This window comes from Streptomyces sp. NBC_01214 (assembly GCF_026340975.1).
Lineage (GTDB): Bacteria > Actinomycetota > Actinomycetes > Streptomycetales > Streptomycetaceae > Streptomyces.
Map to the genome: position 1 here is coordinate 2,550,883 of NZ_JAPEOS010000002.1, position 20,962 is coordinate 2,571,844.

Sequence of the window (20,962 nt, forward strand, 5' to 3'; positions counted from 1 at the left end):
ACGGCTCCTTGTGGTCGATGCGGGCGAGGACCATGGTGTCCGGGTCCGATGCTGGGGAAGCCGAGGTCGTACAGGTGAGAGCGAGCGGCGTCGCTCGTGGAGCCGGAGATCGTGGTGACGACGGCTGGGGTGGTGGTCTGGGTGGAGGGCGAAGCGGATGTGAGCGTCGGCGGAGGCATGAGGCATGAGGGGCTTTCGGTCGGGGCGGGAATGGTCATCGGCTTGGCCGGGCTGGGGTTCGTGCGGCGGAGCCGGCTCGCACGGCCGGATTTTGAAGGGCGGCTGACGGGCGGGAAGGGGGCTTCACGCCCGGGTCGTTGGTGGCGTGGTGCCAGCGGTTCCGGACGGAGAACAGCGTGGAGAGTGCCCGGCGGCTGCCGGTGGCCAGTTGGTGGACGGAGGTTGCCTCGTCCGACGTCAGCGTCGCGATTCGGGAGGCGACCGTGACGGCCTGACTGAGGAGCGCGCGCTGGAGGATCTTCTGGCCCCAGTGCTCCGGTGCGCCGGCGGGATAGGAGACCAGGTCGAGGACCCTGTCAGGGCCGAACCCCAAGTTAAGCAGGCCGCGTTGCTGGGCTTCCCACAGCAGGGTGATGGGGTCCACGGGCGCCCCTCTGCGGGCGAGGGCCGTCAGGCAGGCGAAGAGGGCGGCGTGCACGGGGACGGTGAAGTCGCTTTCGTGTAGCCAGCGCATCCGCGGCAGGTCGTCGGGGCGGGCGGTCGCTGCGGCCAGCAGCATCCGTTCCTCGTCTTCCGCCTCCGCCGACGCCTCGGCTGCCGGGCCGGATGCCGCCGGGGTCCTGGGCATCGACCCGCGGTGAGAGGGGAAGGCCGTGGCCAGCTCGTCGAGGTAGACGGCGAGCTCGTCGGCGCGGGCCAGTACGGTTCCGGCCGGGTCGGGCCCCGGGGTGCGGGCGGCCTGGGAGAGGAGCCCGGCGTGCCGGCGCAGGAGGCGGCGGGCATGTCCGGAGCGGACCATCTGGGCATAGGCCGGGGCATGGGCGTCTGTGGGGCAGTTGCTGATGAGGATGTGCAGGTAGGCGGCATTCAGGGCGCGGGTCTGGGCGGCGTCGAGGAGCTGGTTCGGCCACACCGGGCTGGTGCGGTGGACCTCGGGCGTGGGCGGGGACACCGTGCGCATCGCCGCGAACAGGCTGCCGTGGGCAGCGCTGGAGAAGTGCTCGGGCTCGAGCGGGCCGATGGTCTTCAGGCGGTCGGGTACCAGGAGCAGGGCGCCGAGCAGGGCCTGCTCGGCGTAGTGGACCACGGGCAGAGGTGCCGGATCCCCGAGGAGATCTTCCTCGGATGCGGCGCGGGCGTGGTCGGGCATCACGCCGCCAGGACGAAGTCGTCGCGGTTGAGCGTGCGTTCCACGTGCGGCGCGATCAAGTGCCCTGCGAGCAGCGGGGGGACGGCGTTGCCGATCTGCGAGAAGCGCTGGCCCTTGGTGCCCTGCCAGGGGTAAGCCGCCGGGAAGGATTGCAGGATCCCGGCTTCCTCGGCGGTGATCCGGATGGCCGGCGCCGCGGCGGAGCCCAGGGTTGTGGCGGAGCGGGTGGTCCAGATGCATTCGTTGGCGCGGTTGCCGAAGAACAAGGTGGCGGCCGGCTCGGTCACGGGGCGGACGGCCGCATTCGCCTGGCTGTTGCTGCGCAGAACCCAGTCCGGTCCGGCCGCGCAGCGAGGCGACGGCCGGGCCCCTTCCCGGCACCTGCACGGCGAGCCGGTCTTGGAGCTCCGGGAGAGGTCCGTGCGGGGCGGGGGGCTTTGCCAGGCGCCGCGGTCGCGGGCGTCGGACAGCGTCTTACGGGAGCCGGACGGGAAGGGTTCGGGCCCGCCCCCGGGTCCGCCGCCGGCGCACACCGTGGGCACGGGCCCGTCCGTGCGGCCCCAGCCCAGGGCTCCGGCCATGGACACCCATCGCTGGCGGCCGGGCCCGAAGAGGGATTCCTGCTCGCCGAGCTTGGCGTGCGTGGGTTCGGGCGGGGCGGCCCGACGGATGCGGGAGGCGATCAGGATCGCCCTCCTCCTGGTCTGCGGTACGCCGTAGTCGGCCGCGTTCAGGATGCCGCTCCAGGTGGAGAATCCCCAGGTGCGCAGCACGGCGGCGTACTGCTTCCACAGCGGTGCGACGTCGGGCACCTCCTCCATCAGCACCCACTCCGGCTCGCCCACGGTGTGGAGGGCATGGAGGTATCGCATGGGCTCGGCTGCCAGTAGCGACCGCGGGTCCTGGCAGGCGGCAAGCAGCTGGGGCCGGGTATCGCGGCCGACCGCGAGGTCGGCAACGGCCTGGTGGACAAGAGGCTGGTCGACAAGCCCGAGACGTTTGCCGGCCATGCTCCATGCCTGGCAGGGCGGGCTCGCTATCAGCCCGCGGGTCCGCCCCACGAAGGGCCGGACCGGGTAGAGCGCGACGTCGGTACGGATCGTGGTCTGCCCGGCTGCGGCGCGAGTCTTGCAGGCCCATTCGTCCCACTCCAGGCCGACGTCGCGCACACCCAGCACGTGCAGGGCATGTCCCCAACCGCCCGGACCGGCGAAGAGGTCCACGATGAGGTCTCTCATACGGCCAGCCCGAAATCGTCCCGGACCGGTTCGGGCTGCTCACCCCGGCAGGCCCACGGCGAGCAGCCGTCCACGACACCGGCTTCGAGAGCCTCCGCGTCCGGAGCGTCGTTCTCCTGCTGGAGGGCGGCCCATTCTGCTGCGGTGACATGGTCGATCGGCGCCTCGGAAAGGGGCGCCCGGGAGCGGTGCAGAAAAGCCTGGCCGAGGAGCGGGTTGCCGCTCGCGTTCGCGCGGGCATTGCCCTGATGGATGGCCGCGTCGAATTCGACGACGTCAGTCCATTCACTGGGAGAGGAGTCCCTGATGCTGCGCCATTGAGCACTTCCGTGAAATGGGCGAGTTGTTGAGAATCGAGACAGGGCCGTGACCTTTCTGTAGGGGCGTGGAAGGGCCCGCGGAGGGCGGTGCCCGAGGCGCTGCGATGCGGGGAGGGTGGGTTGACGAGGACCGTGACTCTGGAGGGGGGCCAGTCGTTCAACCGTGCATGGGTGCGAGCAGGGAACAGCCGATGGCTGACGTCCTACCCTGTGAGGGCGCCGGGCGGGCCGGTCAGGTTGGGCCCGCGGCCAGCCCGGCGCCTGCCCCAGACGAGGCCGCGGGGCTGGTCGACGCGATAGTCGAGGCGGTGCGCGAAGCGGACGATGTTCGCATTCGCGGCTTGCTTCAGTGGCTGGTGCCGCTGGCCGATACGGAAGTCCTGCTCCTGTTGCGCGCGAAGTTGCTGGGTGAGGAAGTCAGCGGCTTCCCGGGCGAGGGCCGAGGGCAGGGGGCTCGTTATGATGCGTTGTATGGCCCCCGGTGCATTGGCGTCGGGTCATTCCTTGCTTTCCGTCCTTGTTTAGAATGTGGAAGCGCACGGGTGTGAGGTGCGGTATCACGCGGCCTTCTTGAAGTCGGCTTGCGCAGGGGCGGCTTTGGCGACTGCCCGCGCGGTGATCGCGTCCGAGGCTGCCTTGGATGCGGCGGCCAGGTCGCCCGCGCCCGGTTCGAGGTACCAGGGGCGCAGGTCGAGCGCGGCCGGGCGGAGCCCGGTGGCGAAGAGGAGGGCGGTGCCCTTGGGCAGCGCGCGGATCCGGTCCGCGGGCAGGATCCGCTCCTGCCGCATGCTGATCGAGGTGGACTTGCCCGAGTCGGAGATGCTGGTGGACTTCGTCTCGACGTCGTGGTCACCGATCAGACGACTGAGCTTGTCCGCGAAATCGGGATCATCGATGCCGGCGCCGATTACCTTGATCGTTGCCGCCGACCACAGGGCGTCCATGCCTGCGTCCGACCACACCTTCTGACCCTGCCGGTAGCTCTGCAGGATCGTGATCGGGATGATCCCGCGGGAACCCAGGTGCGAGTACAGGTCCGGCAAATCGGAGATTTTGCACACGTTGGCGGCCTCGTCGAGGATCGCGAGCATGGGCGGATCGAGGCGCCCGCCGGTACGTTCGGCTCGGGTGGTCGCGGCCCGCATCACTGAGTCCGCGCACGCAGCGATCAGCGCGGAGGCTCCGCCGCCGCCATCCTTGGAGAGCAGGAACAGCGTGTCGGTGGAGGCCACGAAATCGGCCGGGCGGAACTCCGGGACGTCCTTCTGCGGGGTCACCCAGGTGGCGATGTCGGCGCTGAGTAGGGCGGACGCGTACTGTCTTGCGGTCTCATACACCCCGTCGCGCGTTTCGGGCGGACCCTCGACCGTTCCCTTCAACTGGGCTGCGACAGCGGTGAATCCGTGGTCGCGCAGGATGTCGAGGGGGCGCCGGTCGGCGGGGAAGGCCAGCCACTGCATCACGTCCGTGATCGGGCGGTTGTCGAGGGCCGCAGCCAGGAACAGCTGGCTCAGGACGTTGCTGCCGGCCTTGGACCAGAAGTCGCCCTGCTGGCTTGCGTCCACGGAGGCGGCGAGGAAGTGGCCGGCCAGACGTCCCGCGCCCTCCAGGGACTTCGCGTCGGCCAACGGGTTCCACCACATGGTGCGCGGTGCGTGGGCGATCTGCTGGGGGTCCATCGACCACACCCGACCCACCCGGCTGCGGGCGTCGAAGCAGGCCGTATAGGCGTCACCGGCAGCCTTGTTGCTGGTCAGGAGCACGGCGCCGGGGGCGGCCAGGATCGAGGGAATCGCCAGCGAGGTGGTCTTTCCGGAGCGGGGGGCCATGATCGCGACCGCTACGTCCTCCCACCCCATCCGGACTTCGGTCTTGCTGCCCTGGAGGTTGCCGAGGAGGATCCCGGTGTCGGACGGGGCGATGCGTTGGGCGTCCTTCAGGCTCAGGCGCAGGCTGCGGGCTTTTTCGGTGATCGCGGTGGCCAGGACCGGTGCGATGTCCTTGGCCTTCGCGGTGCCCTCGATGCGGCGCTTCTTGTTGCCGCCGAGCGTGCCCTTGTGGCGGCTCCACCACAGGCCGCCGGCGGCGGCAAGGGCGAGCAGGGCTAGGACGGGCAGGATCCGCGCACCGATCAGCAGGGACGTTTCTCCCAGGTCGGGCCAGAGCTGGTCGGGACGTATCAGTGCGTCGGCGGGCCGGTAGGCGGCCCAGGCGTTGCTGGTGGCCAGGGAGGTGAGGTTCCCGCCGAGCCAGGCGAGGTGGGTGAGGGGGATGGCGACGGCGAAGGCCCCGAGAAGGGCCTTGAAGGCTATGTCGTAGCCGTCGGCGGAGGAGCTGGGCTGAGACAAGGGCGCGCGATTCCATTTGGCGGTCGCGGCGGGTGAGCCGTACGACCGGGCTGAGGGGGATGTGGGTGGTGGTTTCGATCCGAGGGCCCGCGGCGGTGCGTACGGCGGTGGTATGGATCTCCAGGACGGCGCGGCCGTGGACGAACCAGCCGTAAAGGGCGTTTCACGCCTCCGCGTTACGGGCGTCAACTGCAGCCTGGCGGGCCTCCGCGCTTGCATGAGGATGGGCAGCGAGGCGGGTTCGGCACTCCGTCCTGATGGCCGCTATCTGGTCGAGCGCATCGCGCAGTTGAGTCAGTTGCCAGGCCCAACGGTTCTGGACGGAGGAGGCGGGGACCCGTTCGAGGTCGGCCTCGGCGGCGTCGAGCAGGACGCCGGCCTCCTCGCTGACCGGTTCGAACGCCTTCCACACCACGTGGTCCCGGTCGGCCTTGCGGTCGTCGTAGCTCTCCGGGTCGTACGGCCAGCCATCGAGATCGGTGTGCTCGTCGGAGTACAGGTCCCAGGCGTCGACCGCCGCATCCGCCGCGCGCAGGAAGGCCGCAAGACGGCTGACCATCGCCTGAAGGCCGGGGACGGCAGTGCTGCCGGAGGGGGGCGGATTGGAGCAAGGGCGGGCCTTCTCGGGTTTCAGGGGCGGGATGTACGGGAGTGCGCCGGACTTGCCGGGGCGGCCGGGGCCGGTAGGCGGGTGGTGAGGTGGGTGCGGCGCTGGGCGCGGGCCTGTGCCCGGGCGGCGTCGATGCGGGTGAAGTGGGCTTCGACTGCCTGCTGGGGAGTGAGCGGGCTGGGGTTCTGCCGGGCGCTGTAGTGATCGAGGTCGTACATGCCGCGCAGGACGGGGGCGGCCGAGACGAGCTGTTCGGCCAGGCCGGCCATGAGGTGGTCCGGGACCGGGCCGCTGATCCACATCTTCCAGATCGGCGCACCGGTGTGGTCGGGCTGGACGATCCGCCAAGCCATTTGGTCGGAGCAGTCGTTGAAGATCGGACGCAGTTCGGCGCTGATCGGCAGCTCCGGTGCAGGCGAGCGGGCCTGGCCGGTGCCGTCCGGCTGGCGCTCCAGGGCCCAGCCGGCCATCTGCATGTGCTCCCACGGACTGCTGTCGCCTCGGCGCGGTCCGTGGAGAAGGCCGTCGGTGAATCCGGCGATGATCTCCGCCGGCACCATCCGGTCGAAGGAGGCGTTCCACGTCCAGTCGACGGACTGGATCCGCCACGGCGAGCCGGAGGCGAACGGATCGATCACCAGCTGGTGCCGGGCCTCGTCGGGGCCAGCCAGGGCGATCCGGAGGTCGCCGGGGGCGGAGGTGAGGGTCCAGCCGGCGGCGAGCAGGGCGTGGGTGACGTGGCGTGGGTCGCCGGGCCCGGCGAGGGGGCGGGGCGTGGTCTCGAAGGGGATCTTCGTGGCGTGGTCCTCGGCGTACGAGGCCCGCTGGGTGGGGCTTACCGCCACGGGACCGCCTGGGCGGGTGCCCTGCGGACGGAGGCAGTCCGCAGGGGGTCCAGGGTGAGGTCGAGCAGCCGCAGGTCCTGCAGGACGGATGCCGCCTCGATGTACTCGCCCAGGGTCGCCTCGACGATTTCGGTGCGGGGAACGGTGGTCTCCTGGGCGAGGTAGCGGGCGATGCCGCGCAGGGCTTCGCCGAGGCGGGCTGCGGTACCTGTATCGGCGTCGACGAGCGCGGCGATCAAGGGAAGGGCATCGGCCAGGCTGGGACCGGTCCGCAGGTGGGCGGCGAGGCGGTGCAGGGTCTGGGCGGACGCGCGGACCTCTTCCGCGGTCAGCTGGGTGGTGGGTTCGTCGGTCATCGAAAGCTCCGGGGAGGGGAAAGGCGGTTCAGGAGCGCGGGGGTATCAGGCCGTGACCGGGCGGTGGAGGCGCCGGGTGCCGGGCCGGGACTGGTGGTCGGGGTGAGATGTCGCCCAAGGGCGCGGCCGAGGAGGGGCGACGATGGACCGGGCCGGTCATCGGGTTCTTGCATAGCCGGGTGCTTTGCTGGTCCGGGCACGGGATGAGACCCAGTTGCGGCCCCAGGTGGCGGCGCGGGCGGCGGAGAGACGGGCCTGCTGCCAGGCGCCGAGCTGGTCGGGGCGCACGGACACGGAGGTCGCGCGGATCCGGTTGCTGAGCGGGACGTGTCCGCGCGGGCGCATCACCGGCTCCGGGTCGGCCAAGGCCGTGGTCAGGGACTGCATCAGGTTCAGCGGGGTGCTCGCGGTGGCCTGCACGTTCCACACAGGCCCGTGCTCGTTGCGGGCGCCGACCCACCAGTGGTCCTGGCTGCCGTCACCGCCGGCTTTGACGTACTGCACGACGGCGTGCCGGTCGGGGCTCTGGGCTACGAAGTAGTCGTCCTGCTGCATGCTCCACGACTTCTCGGTGAGCGGCGCCCACACGTTCGGGGCGTGCGCCGAGCGCGGCTTGGTGAGTGCGTCGGTCAGGCCCGCGACGATCTCCACCGGGGTCTGCGGGGTGAGGGTGACCTGCCAGGCCGGCTGATGTCCCTGGGCGGCGCCGTGGATCTGCCAGCCGCCCGGCGGCTGGTAGGCGACGCGCACCATCTGGTCGGGCGAGTCGAAGGCGAGCGTCGTGCCGGACTTGCGGGTGATGTCCTTCCAGCCCGAAGCGCGCAGGAACTCGCTGACATGCCGCAGGTCGCCGCCGCCGGCCAGGTAGCGCGGTTCGATCAGGTAGTGCTGCTCAGCTTGCTGGGCCTGACCCCAGCCGGTCCACTGCTGCTGTCGGCTCACCGGTGCCTCCCACGCGCCACCAGGGCGGTGGCCTGCGTGGCCGTCGGAGGCGACGTGGTCAGGGGGTGGCGCGTGGCGATCTCCTCGAAGACTTCCTGGTGTTCGTCCAGGTCGAGGGCGAGGTCGTACAACGTGTTGGCGGTGCGCCCGAGAGCCAGCCACATCTCCGCCGGGAAGACGCCGCTCTGGGCATGGTGCTTGGTCACGTAGGTACCAGTGCCGACCAGGGCTGACAGCCTGCCGAGGACGCCGCTGTCGGCATCCAGGACCTGCCGGAGGATCTGGGCGGCCTGCTGCGGCCCGGCCTGGGACAGCCGCTCGGATAGCTGGTCGAGCTGCAGGGTGATGCCCGCGGTGAGGGCGTCGGCGGTGACGGGTGGGGTCATGGGCGGTCCAGGGTGCTGTGCGTTACCCACGACGGCGGTCAGCGGGTGTGGCGGTGGATGGAGGCGGCCGGTGCGCCAACGCGGCGCGGCGGTGACATCGCGGGCCGGGGCCGGTCGGTGCCTGCGGCTTTGACGACGACGGCGCGCAGGTAGCGGCGCAACAGGAAGCGGGCGAGAGCCGGTCGGCGGGCCGCGCTGAGCAGCGGGACACGGGGCCGACCGTCAGGAGTGTCAGCCGATGGCTGGGGGCGGTTGGTCTGGCGCGGGTCGGGCACGGTCACCGGGTTCGGGCGGTGGTCCGGGCACCGGGCTGTGGCGTGGGCAGCGTGGCCTCCGCGGCCGGGCGGGCGGCGGCGCGCAGCACGGTGGGGATGCCGAGGCGGGCGAGGCGGGCGCCGGCGGCCCGGACGGCGTGGGCCTGAGCCTGGGTGTCGTCCCCGCCGAGCACGTACGCCTTCGCTGCGCTCTCCCAGACGAACCCTTCAGCGAGAAGGACCTCGGCTGAGGGACGGGTGGTGGTGACCGCGGCGAGCGAACCGTCCTCAAGCCAGGTCATCACCACCTGCTCCTGCCGCGCGCCGGGCCCGGGCGGCGGGGGGTTCATCGCGTTGTGCCGGACCTGGGCCAGGGCGATGTCGTAGCGCGGCAGCAGATCTGCGGTGACGGCGCGGGCGGCGCGCTCGGCGTCGGCGGGCACGGCGATCCCGTCAGGCTCGCGTACCCCGGCGTACGCCTCGGGGGCGACGCCGGCCGGAGCGATGGCGGCGACGAGGAACTCCTCCTCATGCCGGGGGTGGACGGTGACGTACAGGCCCATGCCGTCGTCGCGGACGAGGTGGGCGTCGGCGCCCAGGGCGTACTCGGCGAGCGCGGAGGCTACCTCGTTGAGGTCCCATACGTTCTCGGCGTGGGTGAACTGCTCCTCGTGCCCAGCGTGCTGGTGGTACTGGACGGTCCAGTGGCCGGGGAGTTCCTCGGAGAGGATGGTGGCGAACGACTCCACGTCGCGGCCGTCGTCGTCGGGCAGGGGGCGGGGGGCGGGCATGGGCTCCTCGAACTTGGGGCGGGGGTCATTGGGTCCGTCCGGAGGCGGTAGGGGCGGGTGAGGCTGGCGGGGCGGCAGCGGGGAGGGCTGTTCCTGGCCTGGCCGGGGCCGTGGTGCGGTCGGCGAGTTCGGCGCGGGTGTGCAGCAGGTCGGCGGTGATGGGACCGAGCCGGTGCTCGGCCAGGTAGCGCACCCGGGCCGCGACGTGCCGGTCCGCAGGTCCGCCGAGGCCGTCGTAGACGGAGGCAAGGGAGTGGAGAAGCTGCCCCAGAGAGGCGAGGATGCCGTCGTGCGCGGCGGTCACCTCCTCCAGACGGTCGGACACCTCGGCCGGGTTGCCCGCTTCTCGGATGGACTCTGCGAGGTTCGCGATCGACCGGCCCGTCGTCACGTAGCGGGGATCGGTCGTCGAGGTCGCGAACTGCGGGTCGGCCTGTACCCGGTATCCGGCGGCCTGGAGCCGGGCGACGGCGAGCTTGGCCACGGCCGCCTCATCCGCCGGCTCGACGGTCGGCGACATCGGGTGCCAGGTGACCCCGCGGACCTCACGCAGGAAGAACGTGCGTTCCAGGATGCCGTGGGCCAGCCCGTCACCGCCGTGGGCGGTGATCCGTCCGGTGTCCGCGTCCCTGGTGACTGTGATGGGCGGCGCCTTGCGCGGGGCGGCAGGCTCGTTCACCGGGCCATCGCACGGGCCGAGGTGGCTGCCTGCACGGGCAGTGTCGGCGCAACGGGGGCCGGAGGCGCGGGAGGCTGGAGTCGCGAGGCGATCTCGCCCAGCTGCTCCTGCAGCCCGTACAGGCGGCGGGCTGCCCAGAACAAGTCCCTTGCTGCGGCGTCCGTTTGGTTGTCGGACAGCGCGGCGGCCTGCCGACCGACCTCCTCCACGAGCTGGCGCACGGCGGCGATCGGGCCGGACTGCTCGGCGGCGAGCTGTCGCAGGATTCCCGCGAGCGGGCTGGTCGCGGTCGGCACCCGCGGGGAGGCGGTGACCGCCGGGCCGGCTGGCGGGTTCTGGGGGCCGGAACGCTGCTGGGGGATGGAGTGCAGAAGGAGGTCGGCCGCGATGTTTCGCGCCTCGGTGACCAGGGCCTGCAGGAGTCGGCGGGGAGGGGTGCTCCAGGTGCCGTCGGCGCGGATCAGGTTGGCGATCACGTCCAGGCGGCCGGGCTGGCCCTGGACGGCGATCCACCGGCATGCCGCGTCGTCGCCGGGTGGCGCGATGCCGGCGGCACGGGCGATCCGATAGCCGATCTCGGACCACTCGGCGTGGTTCAACTCCCGGTCCAGCGGGTGCAGGTGCGCGGTGATGTGGAGGATCGCGCGCCGGTCGCCGCCGGGCCCGGAGACGAGTGGGTGCTCCAGCGACGGGTCGGCGAGATGGTCGGCCCACCTCGCCGACTCCCATATCCGGTCGTCGTCGGTGTAGTGGTCCAGCCGGTTCCAGTGGGCCACCACCGTGCCGCCGGGCTCGGTGGTCAGGCCCTCCTGCATGCTGATCTCGCGGCCGAGCGCCTCTGCGAGGGCTTCGTCGGCGGTCACGTCGCGGGAGTGGACTTCAATGATCATGGTCTCGCTCGGGGTCGGGCTTTTCGAAGGGCGGCTGCGGGCCGGCGGCTTCGCGCCGTGGCAGGATGGCGGTGATCACCGGCCGGGGCGGGCGTCGGCGACGTGGACGAGCTGGGCGTGGGCGGTCAGGGAGTACCAGCGGCAGTCCACGGCCTCCTCGGCGTCCCCGAGGCGCTTGACCAGGTACTCCCGGAGCGCCTTTTGGTGCATCAGGCACTCCGGGCACCGCTTGGACAGGTGCACCAGGTAGCGAGGGTGGGCGGTGGCGTAGGACCGGTCACCGCCGGTGGGGTCGAGCAGCCTCCAGCCGTTCTCGTCGGTGGGGGTGTGCCAGGAGGGGGCCACGACCTTCATCGCGTCGCCCCACAGCTCTCCGCCGGCGGCGCCCTTGAGGACCACGACGTGCTCGCCTGGGCGGAAGTGCTGGTGGGTGATGTCCCGCTCCGGGGTGAGCGGGTCGGGCGGGAGGTACACGGGGTGGGTCTCGGGCACGGAGGTCCTTCCACGAAGACGCTGGGCGGCGGTGGAAGACAAAGGGTCCGGAGAATCCCCGGTTTCCGAAACCGGGGATCGGCGGCTATATTGCGCGCCGCCCGGCCTACCGGAACGGGTTCTCCGTGGGCCGGTCGCGGTCGTCGGCGGCCTCCAGCAGCTCGGGCAGATCGGTCCCCTCAGCCTCGCGCTGGTCGACCCACCACCCGGCTCTCGTCAGCAGCCGGACCTGCTCCTCCAACTGGGCCCAGTCGGCTTCGTCCCAGGTCCCTTCGGCGACCAGCGCGGTGTAGGCGCGGGTCACCAGCTGGTGGCGGCTGCGCTCGCCCCAGCCCAGGATCTTTTCGGGGCCCTCCAGGGGCGGCATGTCGAACTGGGTTGCCCAGTCCGCAGCGGCGGTCTGTTCTTCGGCGCGCTTGGCGGCCAGCCACTCGGCCGTGCTGGCGGCATCCGCCTGCTGATCGGCCCGCCAGCAGTCGGTGCACTGCCGGGCGGCGAGCCAGCGGGCGTATCCAGCGCGCTGGTCCGCCGAACGGCTCGACAGGTCATGGGTGTTGGTGTGTCCACAGCTGTGGACGATCTCAAAGGACGTGGGGATGGCCACGGAGAACTCCTTGCAACAGAAGGGGTGGAGGGCTGGACCGGTCGCGTGAGCCGGTCGCACAGCGTTAGGTCTCGGCCCACTGGTGACGCGCTCCGGATGCGTGGCCGGTCAGGGTGCCGGCAGTGGTGCGGTGGAGGGTGATGGTGGCGGTCGGCGGCAGGGCAGGTGTCCTTGGATCGGGGTAGGGGGTGTGTCGGTGCGGTGTGGCTGTCAGGCCGGGGAGGGGCCCGTCGTGGTCACCGGGTTCGTCTGGCAGCCGAGGAGTGGGCGCCGAGGGTGGGTACGGGCGCGGAGGCAACCTGGGGGGTGTTTACGCGGTGCTGCGGAGGTTGGGCGGCGGCGGCCCGGGCGATGCGAGCCAGCCGTTCGGACGCGGAGTTCGCTCGGACCGGGGCGTTCGCTGGGGCCGTTTCGGCTGGATCGAGGGAGAGGTCCGCATGCACGGTGAACCCATGTCGGCGGAGGTCATGGACGGTCTGCCGGGCGCGGCGCCGCAGGTCGTGATCGGGCTGGGTCAGCCGGAACAGATCCGCTCGGCCCGGTACAGGTTCGAACTGCTCGCGCTCCAGGTACCAGGCCGCGAGGTGGGAAGTGATGGCTGTGGTGGGACGGGCGACCACACCGTGCTCGGCGTGCAGCCCGAAATGGAAGTGCGGTTGCATGGGGGGCGTCCAGATGGGTCGGGGGAGGTCATCGACTGCAGGGCGCTCGTCCGGGGACGGAGGGCGCGGCCTTGGCAGCAGCGGGAAGTGCAGGCCGGACCGTGGTCGCAGGGCCGCCGGGTCGGGTGGCGCGGGCCTGCCGCAGCAGGGCCGGCGCGTCGGTGCGCCATCGGCGGAGGGTCTCGGCCGTGCTGGGCGGCAGGGCGGCAGGCGAGGACGGTGCCGCCGGCCACGAGGGTTCCGCCGCGTCCGGGTGAAGGAGCTGGTGGAGGCGGTCCAGGGGGGCGGAGTCCTCGGAGCCCGATACGGGGCGCACACGGGAGAGGAGTTCAGCGGCGTAGGGGCGCACGCGGCGCCACTCCACGGAGCTCTCTTCGAGGTACTGCTGCTCGGTGTGTCCGGGCGTGGCCGGGTCCAGGCGGGTGCCGTCGCTGTAGAGGCTGGACTGCCGGATTGCATTCCACTTCACATGGAGTTCCTCGAGCCTGCCGTGTGCTGCCTCGACGGCGGCCAGGAGTCGTTCGTGGACGGCCTGCTCGTACGCGGGCAGGAATGTGCCGGTGACCAGGCCGGCGGCGTGGGCCGCTTCGGAGGGCAGCACGACTGAGCGGGGGGCGTACGGGTCGGCGTAGTTGTCGTCGAAGGAGGCGCTCGCGAAGGCGCCGAGCAGGTAGTCGTGGGCGCTGCCGAGCCGTTCGACCAGGAGGAGTTCGATGCCTGCGCCGTTTGTAAGTTGGGCGGCGTACGGGAGGCGGCCGTGTTCCACAGAGTCGATGAGTTCGCCCGCGTCCCACAGGAGCGGGACGAGGTCTTCCTGCCACACCGGGTGGGCGTAGACCTCGACCTTCACCGTCCACGTCCCGGGCAGGCCGTCGGCCAGCGCGGTTGCGTAGTCGCCCAGGTACGGGCGGGCGCCGCCGAAGAGGAGCACGCGGTGTCGGCGCGCGTTCTCCGCGAGAGCAAGCAGGTTGGGCTTTGCGCTGTCCACGTCGCGCAGGGCGTACGTGCCGTCGGGGCGCCGCTCGAATCCGGGCGTGAGCTGAAGAGCGGTGTTGGCCCACCGGTACTGCTCGCCCACGGGGACGGCGACCAGGCCGTCGGCCGGGCTGAGGGCGAGGATGATCTGTGCCAGGCCCCTGGGGCGGGGCGTCGTGCGGTCGTCCATGCTCACGCCCGGCTGGCGAGGGCGTTGCGCAGGCCGTGCCCGAACGCGTGGGCATGGCGGCGGGCGGCCAGCTCCAGCTCCTCGTACTGCTCGCCGCGGGTCATCTGACCGTCGTGCTTGCGGTACCGGTAGACGGGCAGCGGGAGCAGCACGCCGGGGCCCAGCGCGGTGACGCCGACGGCTGCCATGTAGTCCTCGCCCTGGACGAGTCCGCCCATGCCGCCCGCCGCGCGCACGAGGCGGGTGCGGGCCAGGATGGTCGTCGGCCCGACCGGGATGGTGTCCTGCGGCCGGGGCCAGTACGTCACCACGTCGCCGGCGGCGTGATAGCCGGGCGGGGCCGGGCATTCCCACAGGCGCCGGGAGCCGTCCGGCAGCCAGTCCTCGCTGTATCCGGCGCCCCCCCCGAGCTCGTCGGTGAAGGTCTCCAGACGTACGCCCAGGCTCCAGTCGGGGAAGACGTCATCGTCGTCGGCCCAGTTCACGAACTCGGTGCGCACCTCGTTCAGGCCGAGGTTGCGGGCGCAGGCGGCGCCGACCGGGCGAGGCAGGGCGAGGGTCCGGATCCGGGGGTCGGCGGTGATCGGGGCAGGCACGAGGGCGGGGTCGGCGCCGTCGAGGACGAGGACTGCCTCCCAGGGCACGGTCTGCCGGGTGAGGCTGGCGTGCATCTCCTGCAGGTAGGGCAGGCGCTCGGGGCGGAGCTGGGTGGCGATGACGACGGTGATCTGCGGGGCGGACAGAGATTTCTCCGGAGTGCGGTCCATGGGCGGGGCGTTCAGCGGGTGATCCGCGGTCGGGCGGGTGCGGGTGCCGGGGTGACCGGCTTCGTGATCTTCAGTGGGGCGGCGGGGGCCTGGATGGGCGCGGGCCGGTTCGAGTCCCACAGCGAGGGGGTGCCGGAGATCCGGGAGAGGGGGTCAGTGTCCCAGGACACAATGGGACCGCTGTCGTACCAGGTCAGGGCGATGACCTCGATGCCGTGGTCGTGTAGGACGTAGCCCCATTCCAGGCCCATGGCATCGGCGTTGGCGTCGGTGACCGGGATCGGCTTCGCGGGGGTGCCGTCAACGTTGAAGACGTTGTCGAAGGGAGCGCTCGGGCCGCGGTCGCCGTGGGGGTCGAGGCGCTCCCGCACGTTGTCGGGGGCCCTGTCCAGGAGGTCCATGCCGAGGTCCTTCCAGTCGTGGGGGCCATCGATGAGGTGCCGGCGCAGAGCGTCGAGGTCACCGCCGAAGCGGTAGCGGGCGGCGCCGAGCAGGAGCGGGAGCTGGTTGTCGGGGTAGCCGTCGTAATGGCAGTAGATGCCCTCGTAGCCGGTACCGGTGGGACGGGCGATGAAGCTGCGGGTGCTGATGGCGGTTTCCTTCGGGCAGGTGGTCAGCGGGCACGGGCGGCCGGGGCTGCGGGCAGAGCGGGTACAGGCCGGGCCACGGCCGGTGGGCGAGGCGGGAGCGCGGCGGCAGGAGTGGCGTGACGCAGGTTCACGCCGATCCCGTGCGCGGCGAGCCGGAGTGCGACGGCCTGGATCCGTACGGCGCGGCCAGCCTCGCCGTAGGAGGCGGGGAGGAGGAACGCGGCCTGGTGGGGCACGTACTGGAATCCGTGGACGTACAGCGCTTCCCTGGCTTCCTCCGGCACGTCCTTGTACGGCGTCCCGAGCGCCCCGTCCTCGTACCAGGTCAGGGTGAGGGTCTGGTCGACCTGCGGAGGGGCCTTGCGGTGCGGGGTTCCGGGCCGGTCGATGAGGCTGCGGCGTACCGCGTGACGAGCGATCTCGTAGCGGGGCAGCAGCCGTCGGGCGATGTGGGCGGCGGCCCGGACGGAATCGTTGGGGACCGCGATGCCGTTGGGCTCCTCGACCCCTACGAAGTGGTGCGGCTTGACGTCGGGGCTGAGGGGGGCGACGACGAACTGGTGGGGCCGCAGCGGCCTGTCGTTGACCTAGAGGTGCTGGCCGTCCGGGCCGTGGAGTACGGCCTCGTGGCCCAGGACGTACTGGTGGACGATGTACTCGACGTGAGCGGTGTCCCAGAGACGTTCGATGGTGTCGAACTGGTCTTGGTAGGTGGGATGCCGCTGGTATTCGCTCGTCCACTGCCCGGGGAGACGGGCGGCGAGCGCGGCGGCGAAGAGGGACAGGTCGGTGCGTGCTGAGGGCATGGGTTCCCGGGTTGGTTGAACGTTTCTGCGGTCAATGCATGCGGGCGTCTGTGTCGAAAAGCTGCAGTTCAGCGGGGTGCAACTGGTGCTGAACCACGAAACTTCGACCCGCGACCTTCCACAGGCCACGGCCACGGGTGAGGTGGGAGAGCGCTCCGGATTCGACGTTGGTCAGACCGAGGAGTCCGGCGGCGGCTGCGAGCTGGTCGGTCTCCTGGCGGTAGATCACGCGGGTGGAGCAGTCGGCCATCAGGCCTTCGGCCAGGGCCCGGCTCTGGCTGCCGGCGTCGCCTGCGGTGAGTAGGTCGGACAGCCGGTGGATCACCATCAGGTTCGCGATGCCCAGGCCGCGGCTCAGCTTCCATTGGGCCTGCATGCGCATCAGGAGTGCCGGGTGGCGCATCAGTCTCCACGCCTCGTCGTAGACCACCCATCTCCGGCCGCCGTACGGGTCGGTGAGGGCTGCCTCCATCCAGGCGGAGGCGCAGGTCATGGCGAGTACGAGGGCGGCGTCGTCGGTGCCGCCCAGGCGTGAGAGGTCGATGGACAGCATGGGCCGGTACGGGTCGAAGGCCGTGGTGGAGGGAGCGTCGAACATCCCGGCCAGGTCACCGAAGACCAGTCGGCGCATGGCGTGGGCGAGGTCGCGGGCTGCGTCTCCGAGGCGCCCGGCGAGAAGGCCGCCGGCCAGGTCGAGACCCGGCCCGTCGGCGAGGGCGTGGGCGACGTCGCCGAGCAGCGGGGGCCTGCCGGACGCGGCAGCCCGGGCGACGGCGGTGCCGAGCGCGACGTCCAGGACGGTGTGCTCCATCGGCAGCAGGTCGCGGCCGAGGACCGTACGCGCCAGGGAGCCGAGCAGCAGCAGGCGGCGCTTGCGTACCTCCCCCTCCCACTCCGCCCCCGGTACCGAGGGAGGCCGGGGCGGCGCGTCCAGCGGGTTCAGCCTGCCGGGGAGCCCGGGCCCGAGGGCGATGGACGCACCGCCCAAAGCGTGGGCGACGGCCGTCCATTCCCCCTTCGGGTCGCACGGCACGTACACCCGGTACCCGAAGGCGACGGAGCGCAGTGCCAGGCTCTTGGCGAGCGCGGACTTCCCCTGCCCGATCACACCGGCCAGCAGCACGTTGGGATTGGTGAAGCCCTCGACCTTTCCGTACAGCTCGAAGGGGTCGAACGTGAAACTGCCCTCCGCGTGGAGGTCTTTGCCGATGTAGATGCCGTCGGCGCCGAGTCCGCCTTCGGCGAGGAAGGGGTAGGCGGCGCTCGCGACGGCGGTGGTCATGCGGTGGGCGGGGAGCTTGAGGCGGCTGCCGCGGGCGGAGAAGGGGCCCGGCCGCCCTGCGGGTGGGTAGGCCGCCTCGGGGTAGATGGCCTCGGCGGGCTGCTGCTCGGAGCTGGGGCCGGCGGCGGCGCGGGCGCGGGCCTCGGCGCGGGCGGTCTGCTTGCGCAGGGCACGGCGCTGGGCCCGGCCGATGCCTTGTGGCGTGAACAGGGGGGTCGCGCTGGCTTCGCGGCGGTGGGACAAGAGGATGCTTCCGGGGTGGTGGCGGTCAGGACGCGAGGTCGGCGGGGGTGGTCTTGCGCCGCACTACATGGGAAGCGGCGAGGTGCCGCTGGCAGATGGTCAGCACGGGCGGGCCGTCCGGGAGCCGCTCAGGGTGGCAGCCGGTGTCGTCAGACGCGGCGGGGAGCAAGTGGAAGGCGGCGTGGACGGCGTCGGCTGCCTGCCACAGGCGGGTGCGGGCCGTGGCCAGGTGACGTCCAGAGGCAGGTCGCTCGGGCCGAGTGTGCCCGGCGAGCTGGTCCAGGAGGCGGTGCAGGTCGGTGAGGTGGGCGTGGAGGGTGTCGAGGTGGTGTCGGTCGCTTGGCTGACCGGCACGGGTGGCGAGGAGGCGGGTGTGGTGGCGAAGGCCGGCGGTGGCCGCCCGGAGGTACGGGTGGGCGTCGCCGACGGGGTGTTCGTCAGGGGACAAGGGGCTCCTCGTGGGAGGGGGACGCCGGGGGCGGCGGGTGGACTGGCGGATGGGCTAGAGGGTGTTGCGGGCGAGGGGGAGGGCGCAGGCGGTGAAGGCGTCGGTCTGCTGGAAGAGCAGCCGCCGCAGGTCGACCTGGGCACTGGCAGCGGCGGTCTCCAGCTGGGCGCAGGCGGCGTCCAGGGCCTGGTCGGTGTCCGCGGAGACGGTGAGCAGTCCGGTCAGGGCGACGTCGGCGTGTCCGGAGATCAGTTGCTTCTCGCGGGTCTTGACGTCGGCGTACTCGACGTTGTCGGCTTCGGACTCGACCTGGCCGCGGCGCCGGCGCTCGGAGGCGTCCGAGATGATCGCGGACTTACGCCGCTGGACGTCCCGCAGGGCGGACTCGATGCCCTGCGGCGCGTATACAAGGGAGAAGCTGCGGCGGACGCCGGTGCTGAACATGATGCTGTGCAGGAAGCCCGAACTCGTCTCGGTCCGCGGCCAGTTCTCGATCCAGTACGTCGCGTGCCGGGCGCTGTCGGTGATGACCCGGTCGGTCTCCTCGACTTGGGCGACAGGGCCGGCGGCGGCCGGGTCGGCTTCGGCGCGGCCGGTGGAGGACCACTGCTGCAGCCGGGCGGTGGCGGCGGGGTCGTACGCGGTGCGCAACACGGCGGCTATCTCGCGGGAGCCGAGCCAGCCGGTGACGGTGAGCCCGGCGCCGCGGGCGGCCTGGGCGACGGACGCCGTGGTCTGCCCCATGACGGTGAACGCGCCGTGGAGTCCTCCACCTGCCTGGCCGATCAGGCGCTTTGCGGCCTTGAGGTCCAGGGCGATGGCCAGGTATGCCTCGTGGGGTGCGGCGGCGGGGCCGGCGGAGTCGACGAGCGCGGAGTAGATGTGTCCGGCCACGGGGGCCTGAGGGTTGCCGTGCTCGGTCCAGTGCCGGGCCAGGCTGTCGCCGGAGTCGGGCACGGTGCGTTCCAGGACTTGGACGGTGGCGACGTGCCCGGTGCGGGCGATGCCGGCGAGCGCCCTGCCCCAGGCGCTCACGTTGGCGTTCTGGGTTGCCGGATCGAGAAGTGCGAAGGCGCGGGAGCTGACCCGGGCGACGGCGGTGAGGGTCTGGCGGTGGGGGTCGTGGATCGCGGAGGCGCCGGAGGCGGCGGTGGCCACGCGCAGGGAGGCGGTGGTGCCGGGCAGGTGCAGCAGTCCCTCGACCTGGGGGCGGGAGACGGGCCGGGCCCGCCACATGGTCTGACCGGTGCGGCGGCGGTGGGCGTAGCGGGCCACCAGGGGCGCCCAGTCGATCAGGGACCGGCCTTCCCGGCGCACCCCGACCAGGACGGCGGTGGTGATCCAGACGGGGGCCAGTGCGACGGCGCCCATCAGGCCGACGGTCAGCACGGCCACCAGCAGCAATGCCAGGGTCGAGGAGACGAGGACTAGCTGCGGGAGGGAGAGGCCCAGCAGGATCCCGCGCCGTGACCGGGTGGGGAATTTGACGGTGAGGGGGAGGACTTCGGACAAGGACGGTTCCCGGGGCGGGTCGGCCCGGGGCAGGGAGTGTGGTGGCCCTGCCCCGGGGTGGGCTGGCGGAGGGACTACAGGCCGGTCGGCGAGCCGGTCTGGGAGGCGCTGTCACCGTTGGCCGGAGCGCCGTGGGCCGGAGGCATCGGATCGGCGGGCGCACTGGTGCTCCACCCGCTCTGCTGGGACCCGGGGCCGCTCCAGCTCGGCGGACCGTCTGCCTGGCCGGTGTCCTGGCCGCTTCCGGTCCGGGCCTGCGGGGGCGCGGCCTGCTCCATCAGGTCGTGGAAGCCCCCGCCGGAGCTGCCGCCGGAGTCGCCCTTGCCCATGTCCATGCCGCCGGTCGGGTTGGAGGCGATGTCGCCGGGGAAGCCCCCGCCGCTGCCCGCAGCCTCGGCGCCACCACCGGCAGCGCCGGCTCCGGCCGCCGCGCCGCCGGTGGCCGCCGCAGCAGCCTTGCGCGCCGCGTTCTCGGCGTGCTGACGGGCAACCGTCGCGCCGGCGCCGCCGGCGCGGTGGAGGGACTCGCCGTCGGTTCCCTCAGCGGCCCAGTGCACGAACTTGAACGTCATGTACGGGCACAACAGGATCATGAGCATGATGACCATGCCTGCGGCGACGTCCGCGAGGGCGGCGACGCCGTCCTTGGCTTCGGTCTTGCCCATGGCTGCGATGCCGAGCACGAAGATGATCGTCATCAGCAGCTTGGAGACGACGAGGGTGGCGGTGGCCTCGATCCAGCCGCGGCGCCACCGTCGGGCGACTTCCCAGCCGCCGCCGGCTCCGGCGAAAATGGCCAAGGTGACGAGGATCAGGATGCCGACCTTGCGGACCATCATCACGCCCCAGAACAGGAACGCTCCGATCGCGCTGCCGAGGGCTGCGACGACTGCGACGAGCCAGCCCATTCCGGCGATGGAGCTGATCTGCTGGACCTTGACGATCCTGCGCACGGCGGAGGAGATGTTCGTACCGGAAGCCGCGAACAGCCCGTTGGACAGGGCGTCGACGACTTCGATGGCGACGGTGGTGAAGGCGATGGCGCAGAAGGCGAACAAGACGCCGGAGGCCGTTCCGGTCACCGCTTGGGCGAGGGCTTGGCCGTCGCGTTGGATCGCGGCTCTCACCAGCTGCGCGCAGAACGTCGCGACGAGCATCAGCAGGCCGATCGGCAGAATCGTCTCGTAGTTGTCGCGGAACCATCCCGCTCCGAGGTCGATGTTGGTGGTGCGGTCGATGGCCTTGGACGCGAGGTCCGCTGCTGCGGCGGCGACGTCACCGGCGCTTTCCGCCATCCACTTCCCGATCGCGCCGACGGGATCGGAGGCGAAGTCGATCACATCGCCGGCCTTGCAGAGGTAGCCGGCGACAGGCAGGTCACAAAAGCCCACGTCGGGCGTCC

At 71.8% G+C, this 20,962-nt stretch carries 22 protein-coding genes and 1 pseudogene; all 23 read right to left on the reverse strand.

The window, feature by feature from the left end; translation table 11 throughout:
* Positions 1-214: 214 nt before the first annotated feature.
* The 23 genes and pseudogenes from OG594_RS36145 to OG594_RS36255 all read right to left on the reverse strand — a co-directional run bounded on the left by OG594_RS36145 (position 215) and on the right by OG594_RS36255 (position 20,951).
* A complete protein-coding gene (locus tag OG594_RS36145) occupies positions 215-1,330 on the reverse strand; it encodes a DnaB-like helicase N-terminal domain-containing protein (protein WP_252310276.1) in 1,116 nt (371 codons plus the stop codon).
* On the reverse strand, positions 1,330-2,568 hold the full coding sequence (locus tag OG594_RS36150; protein WP_266353997.1) for a DNA cytosine methyltransferase: 1,239 nt from the start codon (positions 2,566-2,568) through the stop codon (positions 1,330-1,332). The genes OG594_RS36145 and OG594_RS36150 overlap by 1 nt, the downstream gene beginning before the upstream one ends.
* Positions 2,565-2,906 (reverse strand): annotated as a pseudogene (locus tag OG594_RS36155) (hypothetical protein); the annotation flags it as partial. The pseudogene OG594_RS36155 and the gene OG594_RS36150, both read right to left, overlap by 4 nt.
* Positions 2,907-3,445: 539 nt before the next feature.
* The gene (locus tag OG594_RS36160; RefSeq protein WP_252310278.1) at positions 3,446-5,236 is read right to left on the reverse strand and encodes a type IV secretory system conjugative DNA transfer family protein; all 1,791 of its coding nucleotides are present in this window, start codon (positions 5,234-5,236) and stop codon (positions 3,446-3,448) included.
* A 163-nt stretch (positions 5,237-5,399) separates the two neighbouring features.
* Complete coding sequence (locus OG594_RS36165) at positions 5,400-5,795, reverse strand: hypothetical protein (protein WP_252310279.1); 396 nt, start codon at positions 5,793-5,795, stop codon at positions 5,400-5,402.
* A gap of 71 nt (positions 5,796-5,866) precedes the next feature.
* Positions 5,867-6,691 (reverse strand): DUF317 domain-containing protein, encoded by an 825-nt coding sequence (locus OG594_RS36170; protein WP_266606557.1) that lies wholly within the window; start codon positions 6,689-6,691, stop codon positions 5,867-5,869.
* Positions 6,682-7,047, reverse strand: coding sequence for a hypothetical protein (locus tag OG594_RS36175; RefSeq protein WP_252310281.1), 366 nt, complete (start codon positions 7,045-7,047; stop codon positions 6,682-6,684). Before OG594_RS36175 ends, OG594_RS36170 begins: the two co-directional genes overlap by 10 nt.
* Before the next feature lie 156 nt (positions 7,048-7,203).
* Positions 7,204-7,989, reverse strand: coding sequence for a DUF317 domain-containing protein (locus OG594_RS36180; RefSeq protein ID WP_252310282.1), 786 nt, complete (start codon positions 7,987-7,989; stop codon positions 7,204-7,206).
* Positions 7,986-8,375, reverse strand: coding sequence for a hypothetical protein (locus OG594_RS36185; RefSeq protein ID WP_033221573.1), 390 nt, complete (start codon positions 8,373-8,375; stop codon positions 7,986-7,988). The genes OG594_RS36180 and OG594_RS36185 overlap by 4 nt, the downstream gene beginning before the upstream one ends.
* Positions 8,376-8,652: 277 nt before the next feature.
* Positions 8,653-9,420 carry a hypothetical protein gene (locus OG594_RS36190; protein WP_266606558.1) on the reverse strand — a complete coding sequence of 256 codons (768 nt, stop codon included), beginning with the start codon at positions 9,418-9,420 and terminating at the stop codon, positions 8,653-8,655.
* 25 nt (positions 9,421-9,445) lie between these two features.
* Positions 9,446-10,099, reverse strand: a complete 654-nt coding sequence (locus OG594_RS36195) for a hypothetical protein (RefSeq protein WP_266354002.1) — start codon at positions 10,097-10,099, stop codon at positions 9,446-9,448.
* The gene (locus OG594_RS36200) at positions 10,096-10,989 is read right to left on the reverse strand and encodes a hypothetical protein (protein WP_266354003.1); all 894 of its coding nucleotides are present in this window, start codon (positions 10,987-10,989) and stop codon (positions 10,096-10,098) included. Before OG594_RS36200 ends, OG594_RS36195 begins: the two co-directional genes overlap by 4 nt.
* 75 nt (positions 10,990-11,064) lie before the next feature.
* The gene (locus OG594_RS36205; RefSeq protein ID WP_266354004.1) at positions 11,065-11,481 is read right to left on the reverse strand and encodes a hypothetical protein; all 417 of its coding nucleotides are present in this window, start codon (positions 11,479-11,481) and stop codon (positions 11,065-11,067) included.
* A 106-nt stretch (positions 11,482-11,587) separates the two neighbouring features.
* Positions 11,588-12,085 (reverse strand): hypothetical protein, encoded by a 498-nt coding sequence (locus tag OG594_RS36210; RefSeq protein ID WP_266444560.1) that lies wholly within the window; start codon positions 12,083-12,085, stop codon positions 11,588-11,590.
* A gap of 690 nt (positions 12,086-12,775) precedes the next feature.
* Complete coding sequence (locus tag OG594_RS36215) at positions 12,776-13,912, reverse strand: hypothetical protein (protein ID WP_266606559.1); 1,137 nt, start codon at positions 13,910-13,912, stop codon at positions 12,776-12,778.
* A gap of 2 nt (positions 13,913-13,914) precedes the next feature.
* Entirely contained in the window at positions 13,915-14,679 is a 765-nt protein-coding gene (locus OG594_RS36220; protein ID WP_266606560.1) for a glycosyltransferase family 2 protein, read from the reverse strand.
* 11 nt (positions 14,680-14,690) lie between these two features.
* A complete protein-coding gene (locus OG594_RS36225) occupies positions 14,691-15,080 on the reverse strand; it encodes a hypothetical protein (RefSeq protein ID WP_266444566.1) in 390 nt (129 codons plus the stop codon).
* Positions 15,081-15,292: 212 nt separating this feature from the next.
* Complete coding sequence (locus tag OG594_RS36230) at positions 15,293-15,553, reverse strand: hypothetical protein (protein ID WP_266444569.1); 261 nt, start codon at positions 15,551-15,553, stop codon at positions 15,293-15,295.
* Between the two features lie 303 nt (positions 15,554-15,856).
* The gene (locus OG594_RS36235) at positions 15,857-16,075 is read right to left on the reverse strand and encodes a hypothetical protein (protein WP_266606561.1); all 219 of its coding nucleotides are present in this window, start codon (positions 16,073-16,075) and stop codon (positions 15,857-15,859) included.
* 31 nt (positions 16,076-16,106) lie between these two features.
* A complete protein-coding gene (locus OG594_RS36240) occupies positions 16,107-17,600 on the reverse strand; it encodes an ATP-binding protein (protein WP_266606562.1) in 1,494 nt (497 codons plus the stop codon).
* A 25-nt stretch (positions 17,601-17,625) separates the two neighbouring features.
* Positions 17,626-18,048 (reverse strand): DUF6238 family protein, encoded by a 423-nt coding sequence (locus tag OG594_RS36245; RefSeq protein ID WP_252310292.1) that lies wholly within the window; start codon positions 18,046-18,048, stop codon positions 17,626-17,628.
* A gap of 54 nt (positions 18,049-18,102) precedes the next feature.
* Entirely contained in the window at positions 18,103-19,560 is a 1,458-nt protein-coding gene (locus OG594_RS36250) for an SCO6880 family protein (RefSeq protein ID WP_266606563.1), read from the reverse strand.
* A 74-nt stretch (positions 19,561-19,634) separates the two neighbouring features.
* A complete protein-coding gene (locus OG594_RS36255) occupies positions 19,635-20,951 on the reverse strand; it encodes an ATP-binding protein (RefSeq protein WP_266444581.1) in 1,317 nt (438 codons plus the stop codon).
* Positions 20,952-20,962 lie beyond the last annotated feature (11 nt).

Excerpts from the sequence above, each read along its gene's own strand:
- OG594_RS36145 (WP_252310276.1), bottom strand. The coding sequence starts at position 1,330 with ATGCCCGACCACGCCCGCGCCGCATCCGAGGAAGATCTCCTCGGGGAT.
- OG594_RS36150 (WP_266353997.1), bottom strand. The coding sequence starts at position 2,568 with ATGAGAGACCTCATCGTGGACCTCTTCGCCGGTCCGGGCGGTTGGGGA.
- OG594_RS36165 (WP_252310279.1), bottom strand. The coding sequence starts at position 5,795 with ATGGTCAGCCGTCTTGCGGCCTTCCTGCGCGCGGCGGATGCGGCGGTC.
- OG594_RS36175 (WP_252310281.1), bottom strand. The coding sequence starts at position 7,047 with ATGACCGACGAACCCACCACCCAGCTGACCGCGGAAGAGGTCCGCGCG.
- OG594_RS36185 (WP_033221573.1), bottom strand. The coding sequence starts at position 8,375 with ATGACCCCACCCGTCACCGCCGACGCCCTCACCGCGGGCATCACCCTG.
- OG594_RS36190 (WP_266606558.1), bottom strand. The coding sequence starts at position 9,420 with ATGCCCGCCCCCCGCCCCCTGCCCGACGACGACGGCCGCGACGTGGAG.
- OG594_RS36200 (WP_266354003.1), bottom strand. The coding sequence starts at position 10,989 with ATGATCATTGAAGTCCACTCCCGCGACGTGACCGCCGACGAAGCCCTC.
- OG594_RS36215 (WP_266606559.1), bottom strand. The coding sequence starts at position 13,912 with ATGGACGACCGCACGACGCCCCGCCCCAGGGGCCTGGCACAGATCATC.
- OG594_RS36220 (WP_266606560.1), bottom strand. The coding sequence starts at position 14,679 with ATGGACCGCACTCCGGAGAAATCTCTGTCCGCCCCGCAGATCACCGTC.
- OG594_RS36225 (WP_266444566.1), bottom strand. The coding sequence starts at position 15,080 with ATGGACCTCCTGGACAGGGCCCCCGACAACGTGCGGGAGCGCCTCGAC.
- OG594_RS36235 (WP_266606561.1), bottom strand. The coding sequence starts at position 16,075 with ATGCCCTCAGCACGCACCGACCTGTCCCTCTTCGCCGCCGCGCTCGCC.